The sequence below is a fragment of the Streptomyces lothianensis genome, from assembly GCF_047779955.1.
Taxonomy (GTDB): Bacteria; Actinomycetota; Actinomycetes; order Streptomycetales; family Streptomycetaceae; genus Streptomyces.
On sequence record NZ_JBLMKT010000027.1, the window covers coordinates 1 to 15002 of the forward strand.

The 15002-nt window shown below is 71.8% G+C and carries 8 protein-coding genes; 3 read left to right on the forward strand and 5 right to left on the reverse strand.

Annotated elements, in window-relative coordinates:
- Positions 1-51: 51 nt before the first annotated feature.
- The gene (locus ACLF6P_RS07120; protein WP_415948973.1) at positions 52-1011 is read right to left on the reverse strand and encodes a GntR family transcriptional regulator; all 960 of its coding nucleotides are present in this window, start codon (positions 1009-1011) and stop codon (positions 52-54) included.
- Between the two features lie 193 nt (positions 1012-1204).
- On the opposite strand from ACLF6P_RS07120, the gene ACLF6P_RS07125 reads away from it, so the two are divergent.
- Together ACLF6P_RS07125 and ACLF6P_RS07130 are read left to right on the forward strand one after the other, a co-directional pair.
- A complete protein-coding gene (locus ACLF6P_RS07125) occupies positions 1205-2068 on the forward strand; it encodes a (2Fe-2S)-binding protein (RefSeq protein ID WP_415948975.1) in 864 nt (287 codons plus the stop codon).
- A 187-nt stretch (positions 2069-2255) separates the two neighbouring features.
- Positions 2256-3389, forward strand: coding sequence for a DUF2637 domain-containing protein (locus tag ACLF6P_RS07130; protein ID WP_415948976.1), 1134 nt, complete (start codon positions 2256-2258; stop codon positions 3387-3389).
- A gap of 91 nt (positions 3390-3480) precedes the next feature.
- Here the strand turns inward: ACLF6P_RS07130 and ACLF6P_RS07135 are convergent, their stop codons facing one another.
- Positions 3481-3927, reverse strand: coding sequence for an ATP-binding protein (locus ACLF6P_RS07135; protein ID WP_415948977.1), 447 nt, complete (start codon positions 3925-3927; stop codon positions 3481-3483).
- A 267-nt stretch (positions 3928-4194) separates the two neighbouring features.
- Here ACLF6P_RS07135 and ACLF6P_RS07140 point away from each other — a divergent pair, with 267 nt between their 5' ends.
- Positions 4195-7329 carry an alpha-mannosidase gene (locus ACLF6P_RS07140; RefSeq protein WP_415948979.1) on the forward strand — a complete coding sequence of 1045 codons (3135 nt, stop codon included), beginning with the start codon at positions 4195-4197 and terminating at the stop codon, positions 7327-7329.
- Positions 7330-7417: 88 nt separating this feature from the next.
- Here the strand turns inward: ACLF6P_RS07140 and ACLF6P_RS07145 are convergent, their stop codons facing one another.
- The 3 genes from ACLF6P_RS07145 to ACLF6P_RS07155 all read right to left on the reverse strand — a co-directional run bounded on the left by ACLF6P_RS07145 (position 7418) and on the right by ACLF6P_RS07155 (position 14874).
- Positions 7418-9160 carry a pyruvate dehydrogenase gene (locus ACLF6P_RS07145; RefSeq protein ID WP_415948980.1) on the reverse strand — a complete coding sequence of 581 codons (1743 nt, stop codon included), beginning with the start codon at positions 9158-9160 and terminating at the stop codon, positions 7418-7420.
- A 271-nt stretch (positions 9161-9431) separates the two neighbouring features.
- Positions 9432-10913 (reverse strand): protein phosphatase 2C domain-containing protein, encoded by a 1482-nt coding sequence (locus ACLF6P_RS07150; protein WP_415948982.1) that lies wholly within the window; start codon positions 10911-10913, stop codon positions 9432-9434.
- A gap of 181 nt (positions 10914-11094) precedes the next feature.
- The gene (locus tag ACLF6P_RS07155; RefSeq protein ID WP_415948983.1) at positions 11095-14874 is read right to left on the reverse strand and encodes a S8 family peptidase; all 3780 of its coding nucleotides are present in this window, start codon (positions 14872-14874) and stop codon (positions 11095-11097) included.
- Positions 14875-15002: the final 128 nt, after the last annotated feature.

Below are 15002 nucleotides of genomic sequence, written 5' to 3' on the forward strand. Positions count from 1 at the left end.
CGGACCCGGACGACTCATACCCAACTAACGACGAATCTCCGACTCAGGTCACTAGTGCGCCCCGTTGAAGTGTTCGCGGACCAGGGCGGAGACCACCTGGAGGTCCTGGGCGACCAGGGCGTCCAGGAGCGCCGTGTGCTCGGCCGCGTCCGCGACGAGGTCGGCGCGCCCGATGCTCACCGGGCCGGTGGCCAGGGGCCACTGGGAGCGGCGGTGCAGGTCGTCGGCGACCATGACCAGCTGTTCGTTGCCGGAGAGCGCGAGGATCGCGCCGTGGAAGGCGCGGTCGGCGTCCACGTACGCGGTGATGTCACCGCGGGCCGCCGCCGTGACCGTCGCCTCGGCCAGCGGCCGCAGGGTGGCCCACTGCCCGGCCGGTACGGTGCGGGCCAGGCGCAGCATGACCGGCACCTCGAGCAGCGAGCGGATCTCGATCAGTTCGGCCAGCTCGCGTGCGCTGCGCTCGGCCACCCGGAAGCCCCGGTTCGGCACGACCTCGACGGCGCCCTCGTGGGCGAGCTGCTGCATGGCCTCGCGTACGGGCGTGGCGGAGACTCCGAACCGGCTCGCGAGCGCGGGTGCCGAGTAGACCTCGCCGGGCGCCAGCTCGCCTCCGACGAGGGCGGCGCGCAGGGCTTCGAGGATCTGGCCTCGTACGGAATGACGCCGGACCGAATGACGGCCGCCCTCGGCCGGTGGGGCCGGTACGGGCGCAGCAGCCGGTACGAACGCAGGCGCCGGTGGCTCGCTGTGCGTGTGGTCGCCGCGGGCGGGCGCGCCCTGCGCGACACCGGGCAGCTCCGCGATGCCGCGCCCCTCCGCAGCACCGCGCCCCTCCGCAGCACCGCGCCCCTCCGCAGCACCGCGTTCCTCCGCGCCTCCGCGCGCCGTACGCGCAGTCGGCCTGCGGGCGGGTACCGTCTGCGCGGGCACCCGCACCGTGGGCGCGGCGGCCTGTGTGCGTTCCGTGGACGAAGGATCCGAGGCGGCTCGCGGACGGGCCTGCTCCACTCGGGTCCACCTCCCCGGCTCTCGTCACGGCTCAGGAGCCCCAGCGGCTCACCCAAAGACGATAGGCGGAGCGGCCCCGGCTGTCGAAAAACCCGGCCCGGGGCCCGAGCCGACGACCCCCGAGTTCAAACATCGAATCCTTCGGGTAAGGTAAGGCTTACCTGCAAACGATCGCGATTCGGTGGTCCCGCGCATGTCCCTTGACGCCCTTCTGCCAGGCGACACCCGCACAGCCCCCTCGGCGTTCGCGGATACGTATGCACGCCTCGGCGAGGTGTTCCCGGGACTCGCGGTGCGCGAGCTGGGCGCACACGAGCAGGCCCCGCAGGGCGGCGGCTGGGTCGCCGCCGTCGAGCTCGCGGAAGGCGGGGCCGCGCTCGACACCTTTCTCGCCTGGGACGACGCACAGGTCCTCAGGGACTACGGGCAGCAGGCCCGCCCCGATGTGACCGCCAGCTTCGGCTTCCACCGGTACGCCTGGCCGGCCTGCCTCCTCATCACGGTTCCGTGGTTCCTGCGGCGCCGGGTGCCGCGCCTGCCGGTGACGAACGTCGCCTTCCAGCGCACGCTGGGCAAGATGGCCGTCCGCGTCGAGGAGTTCGCCTGCCTGCCGGGCGATCCACTGGCCGCCGCGCCGGGTGCACGGGTCGTGCCCGACGAGGCGGCGCTGATGGCGGAGGTCCGGGCCTCGGTCGCCGCGCACCTGGGTCCGGTGCTCGACGGCTTCGGGCCGCGGATGCGGCGCGGGCCGCGGGCCCTGTGGGGCATGGCCACGGACGAGATCGTCGAGGGGCTCTGGTACATCGGGCATCTGCTCGGCGAGGAGCGCCGGGCGATCGCGGAGCTGGAGCTGCTGCTTCCGGGCAGGACGAAGCCGTACGTGGGGACGCCTTCGTTCCGTGAACTCACCGGTCCGAACGGCGAGTCGCTGCCCACCCGGGACCGTGCGAGCTGCTGCCTCTTCTACACCCTGCGTCCGGACGACACCTGTGTGACGTGCCCGCGTACCTGTGATGCGGAGCGGATCGTCAAGCTGACCGCAAGCGGATCGACCTGAACCACCCGCACGGGTGGGAGTCATCGAACTCAACTCCCGGTATCAGCACGGAAGTTCGAGCAGAATCCACCCATCTGCACCCCCGCACACCCCCTTGGCGTTCTCTTCCCCCGAAACCCCCTGAAGGTCTCCGCGTCTGCGTCAGGATGACGCCGAAACCCCCCTCAGGTGACGCAAGGGACCCCAGATGAGAATGACCGACATATCGCTTGACTGGCTGCTGCCCGGCGGGGTGCTGCTGCTCGGCATGCTGGTGGCGGTTGCGGTGCTCACACGCGGCAAGCGGGCCGGTGCCAAGGCCGCGGCGGTGGAGCAGGACTCCTGGGAGCGCAGCGAGGAGCGGCGCAGGCGCAAGGAGGCGATCTACGGATCGGTCTCGTATCTGCTGCTCTTCTGCTGCGCCGCGGTCGCGGCCGCGCTCTCCTTCCACGGCCTGGTCGGCTTCGGCCGGCAGAACCTCAACCTCTCCGGCGGCTGGGAGTACCTGGTCCCGTTCGGCCTGGACGGGGCGGCGATGTTCTGCTCGGTGCTCGCCGTCCGCGAGGCGAGCCACGGCGATGCGGCGCTCGGCTCACGGCTGCTCGTGTGGACGTTCGCGGGGGCGGCGGCCTGGTTCAACTGGGTGCACGCGCCCCGGGGTCTGGGCCATGCGGGCGCGCCGCAGTTCTTCGCGGGGATGTCGCTGAGCGCCGCGGTGCTCTTCGACCGCGCGCTCAAGCAGACCCGGCGTGCCGCGCTGCGCGAGCAGGGGCTCGTGCCGCGTCCGCTGCCGCAGATCCGTATCGTGCGCTGGCTGCGGGCTCCCCGGGAGACCTACGGCGCCTGGTCGCTGATGCTCCTGGAAGGCGTACGCACCCTCGACGAGGCGGTCGAGGAGGTGCGGGAGGACCGCAAGGACAAGGCGGCCAACCGGCTCCGCAAGCGCGAGCACGAACGCCTGGAGCGCGCCCGCCTGAAGGCGCTGAGCCGGGGGCACGCCTGGGGCGGCGGCCGCCGTACGGCGGGCAGGCTGGAGGTGGAGGCGGCCTCGGCGGGCACCGGCACCCCGCAGGCCCTCGCGGCCCGCGCGGGCGGCACGGCCGGTCCGCAGGCGCTCGCCGCCGCGGCGGGCAGCGCCGCTCCGCAGCCCCTCGCGGAGCCTTCCGCGGGCCTGGCTCCGGCCGAGCAGCTGCCCGTACGCCCGCGGCCCTCGCTGCAGGCCGTGACCGGCACCGACGGGCCGGTCGCCGTCGACCTCACCGCGGAGGACGACACCCAGACGCTTCCTCGCCTGGACTCCCTGGAGCAGAAGCTCAAGGATCTGGAGCAGCAATTCGGCTGAGTGTCAGGGATGTCGGGTGGCGTCCGCCCGGTGACGAGGGCGGCGCCGCTCCGTCGTCGGTGGTCGCCCGGCCGTGTGCGCGGGCGCACGTTCAAGCCGGGCCGCTGCCCAGTTCGAACCACACCACCTTTCCGGTCCCGTACGACATGACGCCCCAGGCATCGGCGAGGGACTGCACGAGCTGCAGCCCTCTGCCGCCGGTGCGCGGACCGTCGTCGGCGTGCGGTACCCGCACCTCAGGCCTTCGTTCCGTGCAGTCGCGTACCTCGACCCGTAGCCGCTCCGGTGCCACGGTCGCGATCAGTTCCGCGTCGTCGTCCGTGTGCACCAGTGCGTTGGTGACTATCTCGCTGGTCAGCAACTCCGCCACGTCCGAGCGCCCGGGCCTGCCCCAGTGGGCGAGCAGCTCCCGCAACGCCCGGCGCACTTCGGGCACCGCGCGCAGATCGGAGCTTCCCAGTCTGCACTTGAGTGATGACGCGTGCTCCCCCGTTGCCGTGGCTTCGTCGTCCGACCGCCGGCTTGCCTGCCTTGACATGACCCCGCCCCGTGCGCTGATGACTGCTCCCTCTCTGGATGTGCGGTGGTGCTGCTGCTCTTCGCCTCCGGAGGCCTGTCTTCTCGAACAGGTTCACGGGAATGCATTCCCGCCCATCCCGGGCAGCACGCATGTCCATTCGTCAAACAAACGGAGGGCGCGTACTCGACAGGCGGCGGGGGTGCGGCGTATCGAGGGCTGTGGGAGGTGAGCGGGGAACATCAGGGGCAGTGGGTGTGAGCGACCGGCAAGCGAACAGGAGCCGTGATGCACGACGACCGACCGCTGGTGCTGGGACGTCTGGAACGTGCCCTGCGCCAGTTCATCCGTCCCGCCCGGTACGGGGAGCGGGTGCCGTTGGCCCTGTCCGTATGGCATGCGCCCGAAAGTGGGGCCTCCCCTGGTCAGTGGGGTCTCCCCTGCTCGAGCGAAGCCGAGAGCTTGGGGAAGCAGTCGAGAGCTTGGGGAACTGTGCCGGTGGGCGAGGCGCTGACTGCCGCGTACGAGCCCTTCGCGACCGGGACCGAGTGGGGCAGCCCCTGGTCGACCAGCTGGTTCCGGCTGACCGGTGCGGTGCCCGAGGGCTGGGCGGGCCGTCAGGTGGAGGTGGTGGTCGACCCCGGGTTCAGCGGGGACGGGCCGGGATTCCAGGCGGAGGGGATGCTGTACGACGCGAACGGCGTGCCGTTGAAGGGGATCCATCCGCGCAACCGGCATCTGACCGTCGCCGAGCGGGCCGAGGGCGGCGAGCCGGTGGATCTGCTGCTCGAGGCGGCGGCGAACCCCACCGTGCTGCGCGACTTCGAGCCGACGCGTCTGGGCGACATCCTGACGGCAGGGGATCGGCCGATCTACCGATTCGCGGCTGCCGATCTCGCCGTACTGCATGTGGACGTATGGCGGCTGGTCCTCGACATCGAGGTGCTCACGGAGCTGATGGCGGAGCTGCCCGCCGACCGGACGCGGCACCACGGGATCCTGCGCGCCCTGGAGGACATGCTCGACGCGCTCGACCTGCACGACGTGCCCGGCACGGCCGCCGCCGCGCGGGCCGCCCTGGCCGGTGAACTCGCCAAGCCGGCCGCTGCGAGCGCCCACCGGATCTCGGCGACCGGGCACGCGCACATCGACTCGGCCTGGCTGTGGCCGCTGCGCGAGACCGTGCGCAAGGCCTCGCGCACCTTCGCCAACGTCACCGCGCTCGCCCGCGACTATCCCGAGCTCGTCTTCGCCTGCTCGCAGGCCCAGCAGTACGCCTGGGTCAAAGAGCACCAGCCGCACATCTGGGAGCGGATCAAGAAGGCGGTGGCGGACGGCACCTGGGCGCCGGTGGGCTCGATGTGGGTGGAGTCCGATGCGAACATGCCCGGCGGAGAGGCGCTGGCCCGGCAGATCGTGCACGGCAAGCGGTTCTTCGCCGAGGAACTGGGCGTGGAGACCGAGGAGATCTGGCTCCCGGACTCCTTCGGCTACACCGCCGCCTTCCCGCAGCTCGCGAAGCTCGCGGGGGCGCGCTGGTTCCTCACCCAGAAGCTGTCGTGGAACCAGAGCAACAAGATGCCCCACCACACCTTCTGGTGGGAGGGCATCGACGGCACCCGGGTCTTCACCCACTTCCCGCCGGTGGACACGTACAACGCGCAGTTCCACGGCAGCGAACTCGCCCACGCCGAACGCAACTTCGCCGAGAAGGGCCGCGCCTCGCGTTCCCTCCTGCCCTTCGGCTGGGGCGACGGCGGCGGCGGTCCGACCCGGGAGATGATGGAGCGGGCGCGGCGTCTGCGCTCGCTCGAAGGCTCACCGCGCGTCGAGATCGAGAAGCCGGCCGCCTTCTTCAAGGCCGCCGAGGAGGAGTACGGGCGGTCGGCGCCGGTGTGGTCGGGCGAGCTGTACCTGGAGTTCCACCGGGGTACGTACACCAGCCAGGCCAAGACCAAGCAGGGCAACCGGCGCAGCGAGCACCGGCTGCGCGAGACGGAGCTGTGGTGCACGGCGGCGGCCCTGCGCTCGCCCGAGTACGCGTATCCGTACGACGCGCTCGACCGGCTGTGGAAGACGGTGCTGCTGCACCAGTTCCACGACATCCTGCCGGGCTCCTCGATCGCCTGGGTGCACCGCGAGGCCCGCGAGACCTACGCCCGGGTCCTCGCGGAACTCGACGAGCTGACCGCCGAGGCGGTGCGCGCGCTGGGGCCCGGCGATCCGGCGGTGCTCAACTCCTCCCCGTACGCCCGGAGCGAGGTCGTCGAGACGGCCGGCGGCCCGGTGCATGTGAACGTGCAGGGCCTGGCCACGAAATCGCTCGCGGCCGCCGCCGCACACCCCCGTGATTCCGCGCTCTTCGCCGAGGAGACGGACACGGGGATCACACTCACCAACGAGCATCTGTCGGTCCACATCGACTCCGACGGGCTGCTCACCTCCGTACGGGACCTGGACGCCGACCGCGAGGTCCTTCCGCCCGACGCCCGCGCCAACCTCCTCCAGCTGCACCCCGATCACCCCAACCAGTACGACGCCTGGGACCTCGACCAGCACTACCGCCGTCGGCACACCGATCTGACGGCGGCCGAGTCGGTGGAGCTGGTGGAATCCGGTCCGCTGCGGGCGGTCGTACGGGTCGTACGGGCCTTCGGCAGGTCCTCCCGCATCACCCAGGAGCTGCGCCTTGCCACCGGCAGCCGACGCCTCGACGTGGAGTGCGAGGTGGACTGGCAGGAGTCGGAGAAGGTGCTCAAGGTCGCCTTCCCGCTGGACGTGCAGGCCGAACGCTCCACGGCGGAGATCCAGTTCGGCCATGTGCACCGGCCCACGCACGCCAACACCGCCTGGGACGCGGCACGGTTCGAGATCTGCGCGCACCGCTGGCTGCGGGTCGCGGAGGAGGGGTACGGGGTCGCGCTGCTCAACGATTCGACGTACGGCCACGATGTGAGCCGCGCCCCGCACGCGGACGGGCTCGGGACGACGGTCCGCCTCACGCTGTTGCGGGCCCCGCACTCCCCCGACCCCGAGACGGACCTGGGCACGCACCGCTTCACGTATGCGCTGCTGCCCGGTTCCTCGGTCGGGGAGGCAGTCGCGGAGGGGCTCGCGCTGAACCTGCCACTGCGGGTCACGGAGGCACCCGCGCTCGACCCGCTGATCACCGTGCACGATCCGGCGGTGACCGTCGAGGCCGTGAAGCTCGCGGAGGACCGCAGCGGGGATGTGGTCGTACGGCTCTACGAATCGCGCGGCGGACGGGCCCGGGCCTCGGTCACGGCCTCGTTCCCGGTGGCGCGGGCCGAGGTGACGGATCTCCTCGAACGGCCGGTGGGTGCGGTGGAGACGGATGAGGAAGGGCTGTGGGTGGCGCTGCGGCCGTTCCAGATCGTGACGCTGCGGCTGCGGCCCGCCTGATGCTCGGGCGGGCCGCTCCGGGGCGGGACGTTCCGCGGCGGGACGTTCCGCGGCGGGACGTTCCGCGGCGGGATGTGCGGACGGCTGCTCAGGGCCTCGGCACGTTGCGCAGGTTGGAGCGGGCCATCTGCAGCATCCGCCCCACCCCGCCGTCCAGGACGATCTTGCTCGCGGAGAGCGCGAAGCCGGTCACCATCTCGGCGCTGATCTTCGGCGGGATGGAGAGCGCGTTGGGATCGGTGACCACGTCCACGAGGGCGGGGCCCTTGTGCTTGAAGGCGTCCTTGAGCGCGCCCGCGAGCTGCTTGGGTTTCTCCACCCGTACGCCGTACGCACCGCAGGCGCGGGCGACCGCCGCGAAGTCGGGGTTGTGGTTGGCGGTGCCGAAGGAGGGCAGTCCGGCGACCAGCATCTCCAGTTCGACCATGCCGAGCGAGGAGTTGTTGAAGAGGACCACCTTCACCGGCAGGTCGTACTGCACGAGGGTGAGGAAGTCCCCCATCAGCATCGAGAAACCGCCGTCCCCCGACATCGCGACGACCTGACGGTCCCGGTCGGTGAACTGGGCGCCGATCGCGTGCGGCAGGGCGTTGGCCATCGAACCGTGCGAGAAGGAGCCGATGATGCGGCGGCGGCCGTTGGGGCTGAGGTAGCGGGCGGCCCAGACATTGCACATGCCGGTGTCGACGGTGAACACGGCATCGTCGTCGGCGAGTTCGTCGAGGACGGAGGCCGCGTACTCGGGGTGGATCGGGACGTGCTTCTCGACCTTGCGGGTGTACGCCTTGACCACGCCCTCCAGCGCGTCGGCGTGCTTCTTGAGCATCTTGTCGAGGAACCTGCGGTCGGTCTTGGCCCGCACCTTCGGCGTCAGACAGCGCAGCGTCTCGCGTACGTCGCCCCAGACGGCGAGGTCGAGCCGGGAGCGGCGGCCGAGGCGTTCGGGCCGGATGTCGACCTGGACGATTTTCACGTCGTCCGGCAGGAAGGCGTTGTACGGGAAGTCGGTGCCGAGCAGGATCAGCAGCTCGCACTCGTGGGTGGCCTCGTAGGCGGCGCCGTAGCCGAGCAGCCCGCTCATGCCCACGTCGTACGGATTGTCGTACTGGATCCACTCCTTGCCGCGCAGGGCGTGCCCGACCGGGGACTTGATCTTCCCGGCGAACTCCATGACCTCGGCGTGCGCGCCCGCCGTGCCGCTGCCGCAGAACAGGGTGACCTTGTCCGCCTCGTCGACCATCTCCACCAGCCGGTCCAGGTCGTCGTCGCCCGGGCGGATCGTGGGGCGTGAGGTGACCAGGGAGGTCTCGGCGGCCTTCTCCGGCGCGGGTTCGTCGGCGACGTCGCCGGGCAGGGAGACGACGCTGACGCCTTGGCGGCCGACCGCGTTCTGGATCGCGGTCTGCAGCAGGCGGGGCATCTGCTTCGGGTTGGAGAGCAGCTCGCTGTAGTGGCTGCACTCACGGAACAGCTGGTCGGGGTGGGTCTCCTGGAAGTAGCCGAGCCCGATCTCGTGCGAGGGGATCTGCGAGGCGAGGGCGAGTACGGGGGCCATGGAGCGGTGGGCGTCGTAGAGGCCGTTGATGAGATGCAGGTTGCCCGGGCCGCAGGAACCGGCGCAGGCCGCGAGCTTCCCCGTGACCTGCGCTTCGGCGGCGGCCGCGAAGGCGGCGGTCTCCTCGTGCCGCACATGGATCCAGTCGATCGCGGCATTGCGCCGGACGGCGTCCACGACCGGGTTGAGGCTGTCCCCCACGACCCCGTACAGACGGCGGACGCCCGCCCTGGTGAGGATGTCGACGAACTGCTCGGCGACGTTCTGCTTGGCCATGAGGGTCTGCGCTCCTCGGACTCGGCGGACACGGCGGACACGGCGGACACGGCGGACACGGCGAGGGTGTGCTTGCCTGTGCAGCCCATGATCGGTGCAGAGGCGGGGGTGCCGCGCGTTGTGGGCCGCGCGCCGAGGAGGGGCGCCCGGTGCCCCGAGGCGGGCACCGGGGCCCTTGGTCGTCCGTTCCGGCTGGTCCTCCGTTACGGCTGGTCCCCGGCTACGGCTGGTCCTCGGCTACGGCTAGTCCTCGGCTACGGCTAGTCCTCGGCTACGGCTGGTCCTCCCAGACGGCCGCGGCGGTGCGGTCGTCCGCGTAGCCCTTCACGCGCAGCTGGACGTCGGCCAGGTAGTCGACGAGTCCTGGCGGGCCCTCCTCGCCCGCCCAGCGCTCCCTGAGCGCCCCCGCGAGGGCGGGTTCGCCGCGCAGGGGCTCGGCGAGGCCGCCGCTGCACAGCAGCAGGGTGTCACCCGGACGGGCTACGGAGGCGCGGAAGCGGAAGGGTTCGCGGGGCGGGGCCTGCGGTGCGTCGTACGGGCTCGGGGGCGTCGTGATCTGCAGGTCCATGGTGAGTCGGTCACCCTGGGGGGACTCCGAGGGCACCGAGCCGAAACCGACCACCGGCTCGCCCGCCGCCTCGGCCGCCTTGGGCTCGATGTCCTGCCAGTCACCGCCCCTGAGGCGGAACAGACCGCCGCCGCCGATCCCGAAGAAGACCCGGGTGCGGCAGCCGGGGTCGGCGGGCAGCAGCAGACAGCGCAGCGAGGTGACCGTGTACTCCTCGGGTTCGAGGCCGCGCTCGGCGGCGCCCGCGCGCAGTTTGCCGAGGCTGCGGTCGGTCAGGCGGTGCAGGCCCGATTTCAGGTCGCCGCGCCTGCCCGCGCGGATGTCCTCGGAGAGGCGGGCATGGCTGCGGCCGACCGCTCGGCCGATCCAGTGACAGGCCTCGGCGGCGGCGAGATGCGCGCCGGGTGTGGCGCGGGCGCCGGTGGCCATGGCGACGAGCACGAGCGCGCTCTCGCCGCTGCCGAAGCGGGCAGTGAGCAGCGAGTCCCTGCGCACCTCGCCGCGGTAGCGCGCGGAATCCCCGCGCACGGACACGGCGCGCAGGCTGTACGTGCCGTACGTGGCACCGTCGAGCACGGTGTCGGCGACGAGGTCCGTGAGCTCGTCGGGCTCGGCGGACGGAAGCGTGCCGGGCTCGGCGTCGTAGGTGGGCGGGCCGTCTCCGACGAAGTTCGGCTGCTGTGCGCCGCCGCCGCGCCGCGCCACCTCCGCGAGCGTGGTCGGATCGGCCTGTTCGGGGAGCGCCACGGGGGCCTGTGCGCTGGGAGTTTCGGCGCCTCGGGGTGGGGTGAGGTCCTGGGAGTCGCGCGGAGATGATGTCGCGGCGGGCTCGGTGGGGGCGGGAGGCGGCTCCGGGTCCTGCTCCACGCCACCGGCCCCCGGCGTGCCGCCCGGCTCCGCCACCGGGTTCCGCGGCGGCGGGGTCCAGGTGCGCGGGCGCGGCGGTCGGGTGGGGGCGGGCGGCGGCAGCGGCGCGGCACCCGGCTGCTCGCCGGGCCGCCCCGGCTGTTCACCAGCCCTCCCGGGCTGCTCCACCACCGTGTCCGCGGCCGATTCGAAACGGTCGTCCAAGGACTCGGGGGTCGCCGCCGGTCCGGTGTCGTCCGTGAAGCCGCTGTACAGCTTCGCCCACCAGTCGTCCTCGTACCCCGCGGCGTCGTTGCGCCGGTCCCCCTGCTGGCTCATGCCCCTATTGTCCACCGCACGGGGCGTACGAAAACGGGGCATCCCGAAAATTCTCGCCGCGGGCGGCCCGAGGCCCCCGGCAGTTGCTGCCGGGGGCCTCAGTCGCGCGCGGTCCCGGTCGCTGTCCCACTCGCGGTCCCAGTCGCACGCGACCGCTGACGGGCGCGGTCCGGGGCGGGGGTCAGCGCACGTCGTACGCGCGGATCACCGTCTGCCGGACGGTGTTGCCGTTGGTGTCGGTCACCTCGGTCCGCAGGGTGACCGGCTTTCCGGAGGCGTCCGCATGGTTCACGGTCGCCGTGCGGGTGGTGCCCGTGCCGGTGAGCTGTGCCTCGGTCCAGGTCTCGCCGCCGTCGTACGAGTAGGACAGGGAGGCGGACTTGATGGCGCCGGGCGTGTAGCCCGCGTGGCCGGTGACCTTGAGGCCGATGCGCAGGCCGTCCTCGGCGGCGAGGGTCTTCATGCCGTCCTCGGGGAGGGTCAGGCGCGGGTACATCAGCGGCAGGCCGACGGTGTACTCGGTCTCGTCCAGCTTCGAGCGGAAGGTCCAGGTGGTCTCGACGGACTGCGAGCGCTTCCACACGGCGGCGGGCGAACCGATCTTCATGACGCGCTGGGTGAGTTCGTACGTGCTCTCCTCGGCCGGAACCTCGAAGACGCCGAACGGCCAGCCGGTGCTGCCGAGTTCCTCGCCGTCGCGCTTGAGCGTGAGGCCGCCGATGTCACCGAAGGAGCCGGCGTTGCCGTGGTGGGTGCCGTCGCCCCACATACCGGGGGCGAAGCCCATCAGGTCGCCCTGGCGTTCGGCGGTGAGGGTCACTTCGCCGGTGACCGTGTCGACCGGGGCGGTGGGTGCGATGACGCCGTCGTACCAGCTCTCCTCGGTGCGCTGCCCGCGCTGGTACTCGTGCTCCTTGCCGACCATGAACTCGCCCCACGGGAAGCTGCTGGACAGCGTCCGGGACCGGAGTACACCGTCGTCGGCCGTGAAGTAGTCGGTGCGCTCACCGGGCGCGGGGACAGTGCTGAAGCCGCCGGCGGTGACCTGCAGGCCGCTGGGAAGCACCGTCGTCAGGAAGTCCAGGTAGTCGGCGCGGACACCCATCGCGTGGACCTTCGTGTCGACGGCGGCGAGCTTCTTGTCTCGCGCCTTGTAGGTGCGGTCGCGGTGCAGGGTGCCGTCCTCGGTGAAGGACAGGTTGTACAGGTAGGGGGTGTTGGCCGTGGCCTTCCAGGAGAGTTCGACCGGGCCTTCGGCGAGCGCGGCAACCAGCGCCTTCGCCTCTTCGGTGGGCAGACCGAGCGCGGGCAGCGTGCCGCCGATGAATCCGGCGGTCGGGTACCAGCGGGCGGGGTCGTCCCGGTGGGCGATGACGGCGAGGGCGCCGGCCTCCTCGGCGGTACGGGCGAGCGAGCCGACCGCGGAGCTGCCCGCGGGCAGCTTCACCAGGGCGATCTTGCCCTCGACACCGGCCGCTTCGAGCTCGGCGGCCGTTCCGGTGCCCGCGTCGACGAGTTCGGCGGATCCGGTGCCGTCGAGGTTCGCCGAGTTGGTGGCGGAGGTGACCGGGTGCAGGGCCTGTCCGCCGACGACCCTCATCTCGGAGATCTGCGGGGCGGCGCCCCGCCAGTGGCTGCCGAACTCGAAGTCGCCCGCGTGGGCGCGGCCTTCGACGGAGGCGTAGTAGCCGCGGACCTCACGGCCGCCGCTCGCGGTGCCGGTGTGGCCCCAGATGTCGTCCCAGGTGCGGACGAACGAAAGCGTGGCGCCGCGCTGTTCGAAGGCCTGGTCGGTCTCGACGTCGAGGCGGTGCGCCTCGCGGGCGTCGAGGACGATCGTGGTGTCCTTCTCGATCTCGATCTCGGGACGGCCCAGGTAGGTGAGCGAGTCGACGAGGCTCGGGTTCTCGCCGGCGTCCGGGGTGGCGACGAAGCCGGAGAGGAAGTAGTTGCCGGGACGCAGGGCGTACGTCTGGTCCTTGGCGCCTTCGTTGAAGCGGCGCTCACCCCGGTCGGCCTCGATGTCGATCACGTCGAGGGAGGAGCCGGCGTCGGCGGGCCTGCCCTGGCGGTCGATCAGCTTGACGCGCAGGGTGACGGTCTCGGGCTCCACGTACAGCGAGAACGGGGTGGAGACGCTGAGGCCCTTCGCCTCGGCGAGGACACGGCCCACGAGGTCGCCGTACTGGCCGCTGCGCAGTGCCGCAGAGGGGTCGATGTGCAGCGGGACCTTGACGGTGGCGCCCGCGGGCACGTTCACGGTGCGCTCGCCGAGCCGGGCGATGGAGGAGCGGACCGGGGTGCCGTCGTTGCCGGTGAGGTCCTGGACGGACAGACGCAGCCGGACCGGCTTGTCGGAGGTGTTGGTGTACGGCACGTCGACGGCGGTGCGGTCACTGTCGTCCTGCGGCCAGTTGTAGCTGCCGGCCTGGACGGCGGGCGCGGAGAGCACCTGCTGCCCGATCGCGGCCTCGACGTCGAGCAGTCCGCCACCGGTCTCCCGTACGTCACCGGGGATGTCCTGGTCGGCGGAGGCCACGAGCCCGGCCTTGAGCTGCTGCGGGGTCCAGTCGGGGTGCTTCTGCTTGAGAACGGCCGCGGCGCCCGCGACATGCGGAGTGGCCATCGACGTACCGCTCATCGACTGGTACGCGTACAGGCCGCGTCCACCCGCGGCGGCGGCCGAGATGCCGACGCCGGGTGCGGTGATCTCGGGCTTGAGGGTGTGGGTGCCGGTGACGGGGCCGCGGCTGGAGAACCGGGCGGTGTTGTTCTCGCGGTCGACGGCACCGACGGTCAGGACGCTCGGGGCGCAGCCCGGCGAGGTGACGGTGTTGGCGCTCGGGCCGAGGTTGCCGGCCGCCACCACGAACAACGTGCCGGAGTTCGCGGCGAGTTCCTCGGTGGCGCGGCTCATCGGATCGGTGCAGTCGCTGGGCAGCGCGGTGCCCAGGCTCATCGAGACGACGTCGGCCTTCTGTTCGACGGCCCACTCCATGCCGGCGATGATCCAGGACTCGGCGCCCTGGCCGTAGTCGTTGAGCACCTTGCCGTTGAGCAGTTCGGTGCCCGGCGCGACGCCCTTGTTCTTCCCGTCGCTCGCGGCCCCGGAGCCGCCGACGGTGGAGATGGTGTGGGTGCCGTGGCCGCGGCGGTCCTCGGCGGTGTCGGAGTCGGTGAAGTTCTTCGACTCGCTGATCCGGCCCTCGAGGTCAGGGTGCCGGGTGTCGGCGCCGGTGTCGAGGACGGCGACCTTGGTGCCCTTGCCGTCGTAGCCGGCGGCCCAGGCCTCGGGGGCATGCACCTGCCGGGTCGACCTGTCGAGCGTCGCCTCGACCTTGCGGTCGAGCCACAGCTTCTTCAGACCGCCGGAGGTGCGGGACCTGGGGTTCGTGACATCGGCCCAGAAGGTGGCGGCCTGCTTCTTGTCCGCTTCGAGGGCGACGCCGTCGATCGCGTCGAGGACCTGCTCGCGCTCGGCGCCGCGCGGGGCCGCGGGTGCGGAGCGCGCGACGTCCACGGACTCGTCGTAGACGGCGATCAGCGACAGCGTCTTCGCGTGCTGGTCGTCGTAGCCCTGGCGGATCAGGCCGGAGACGTTGAACAGCTGCTCGTCCACCTTGCCCGCGGCGAGCGCCTCGGTGACGCCCTCCGGGTAGACGTACAGGTCGTTTCCGACGGTACGGGTCTGCAGGAACGGGACCGTGCCGTCCTCGCGCGGCAGCGCGGCGGCGGAACTGCGGCCGGACTTCCCGGTCGTGACAAGCACCTTGTCGCCGTTGACCAGGGTCACGGTCGTCTGCCGTGCGCCCTCGCCCGCGGCCTGGGCGGCCTCGCTGCCGGCCAGGGGGCTGCGTTCGTTCTCGGATGCGGAGGGCGCGGCCTGTGAAGGCGCGGCCAAGGTGGCGGCCAGGGCGGCGGCGGTGGCCGCGACCAGGACCTTTCTGGATATCGGGCGCATTAGTCTCCCTGCTGGAAATGCTCGAGCTGCTTGTGCTGCGTGAGCCGTGTGACCTGCCAGAGCCTGCGGTGGCGCCACCTTGGCAAAGAAAGCGGTGGTGCGGGGATGATGTGCCGAGGCGGGTTTGC

Excerpts from the sequence above, each read along its gene's own strand:
- ACLF6P_RS07140 (WP_415948979.1), top strand. The coding sequence starts at position 4,195 with ATGCACGACGACCGACCGCTGGTGCTGGGACGTCTGGAACGTGCCCTG.
- ACLF6P_RS07145 (WP_415948980.1), bottom strand. The coding sequence starts at position 9,160 with ATGGCCAAGCAGAACGTCGCCGAGCAGTTCGTCGACATCCTCACCAGG.
- ACLF6P_RS07125 (WP_415948975.1), top strand. The coding sequence starts at position 1,205 with ATGTCCCTTGACGCCCTTCTGCCAGGCGACACCCGCACAGCCCCCTCG.
- ACLF6P_RS07155 (WP_415948983.1), bottom strand. The coding sequence starts at position 14,874 with ATGCGCCCGATATCCAGAAAGGTCCTGGTCGCGGCCACCGCCGCCGCC.
- ACLF6P_RS07130 (WP_415948976.1), top strand. The coding sequence starts at position 2,256 with ATGAGAATGACCGACATATCGCTTGACTGGCTGCTGCCCGGCGGGGTG.
- ACLF6P_RS07135 (WP_415948977.1), bottom strand. The coding sequence starts at position 3,927 with ATGTCAAGGCAGGCAAGCCGGCGGTCGGACGACGAAGCCACGGCAACG.
- ACLF6P_RS07150 (WP_415948982.1), bottom strand. The coding sequence starts at position 10,913 with ATGAGCCAGCAGGGGGACCGGCGCAACGACGCCGCGGGGTACGAGGAC.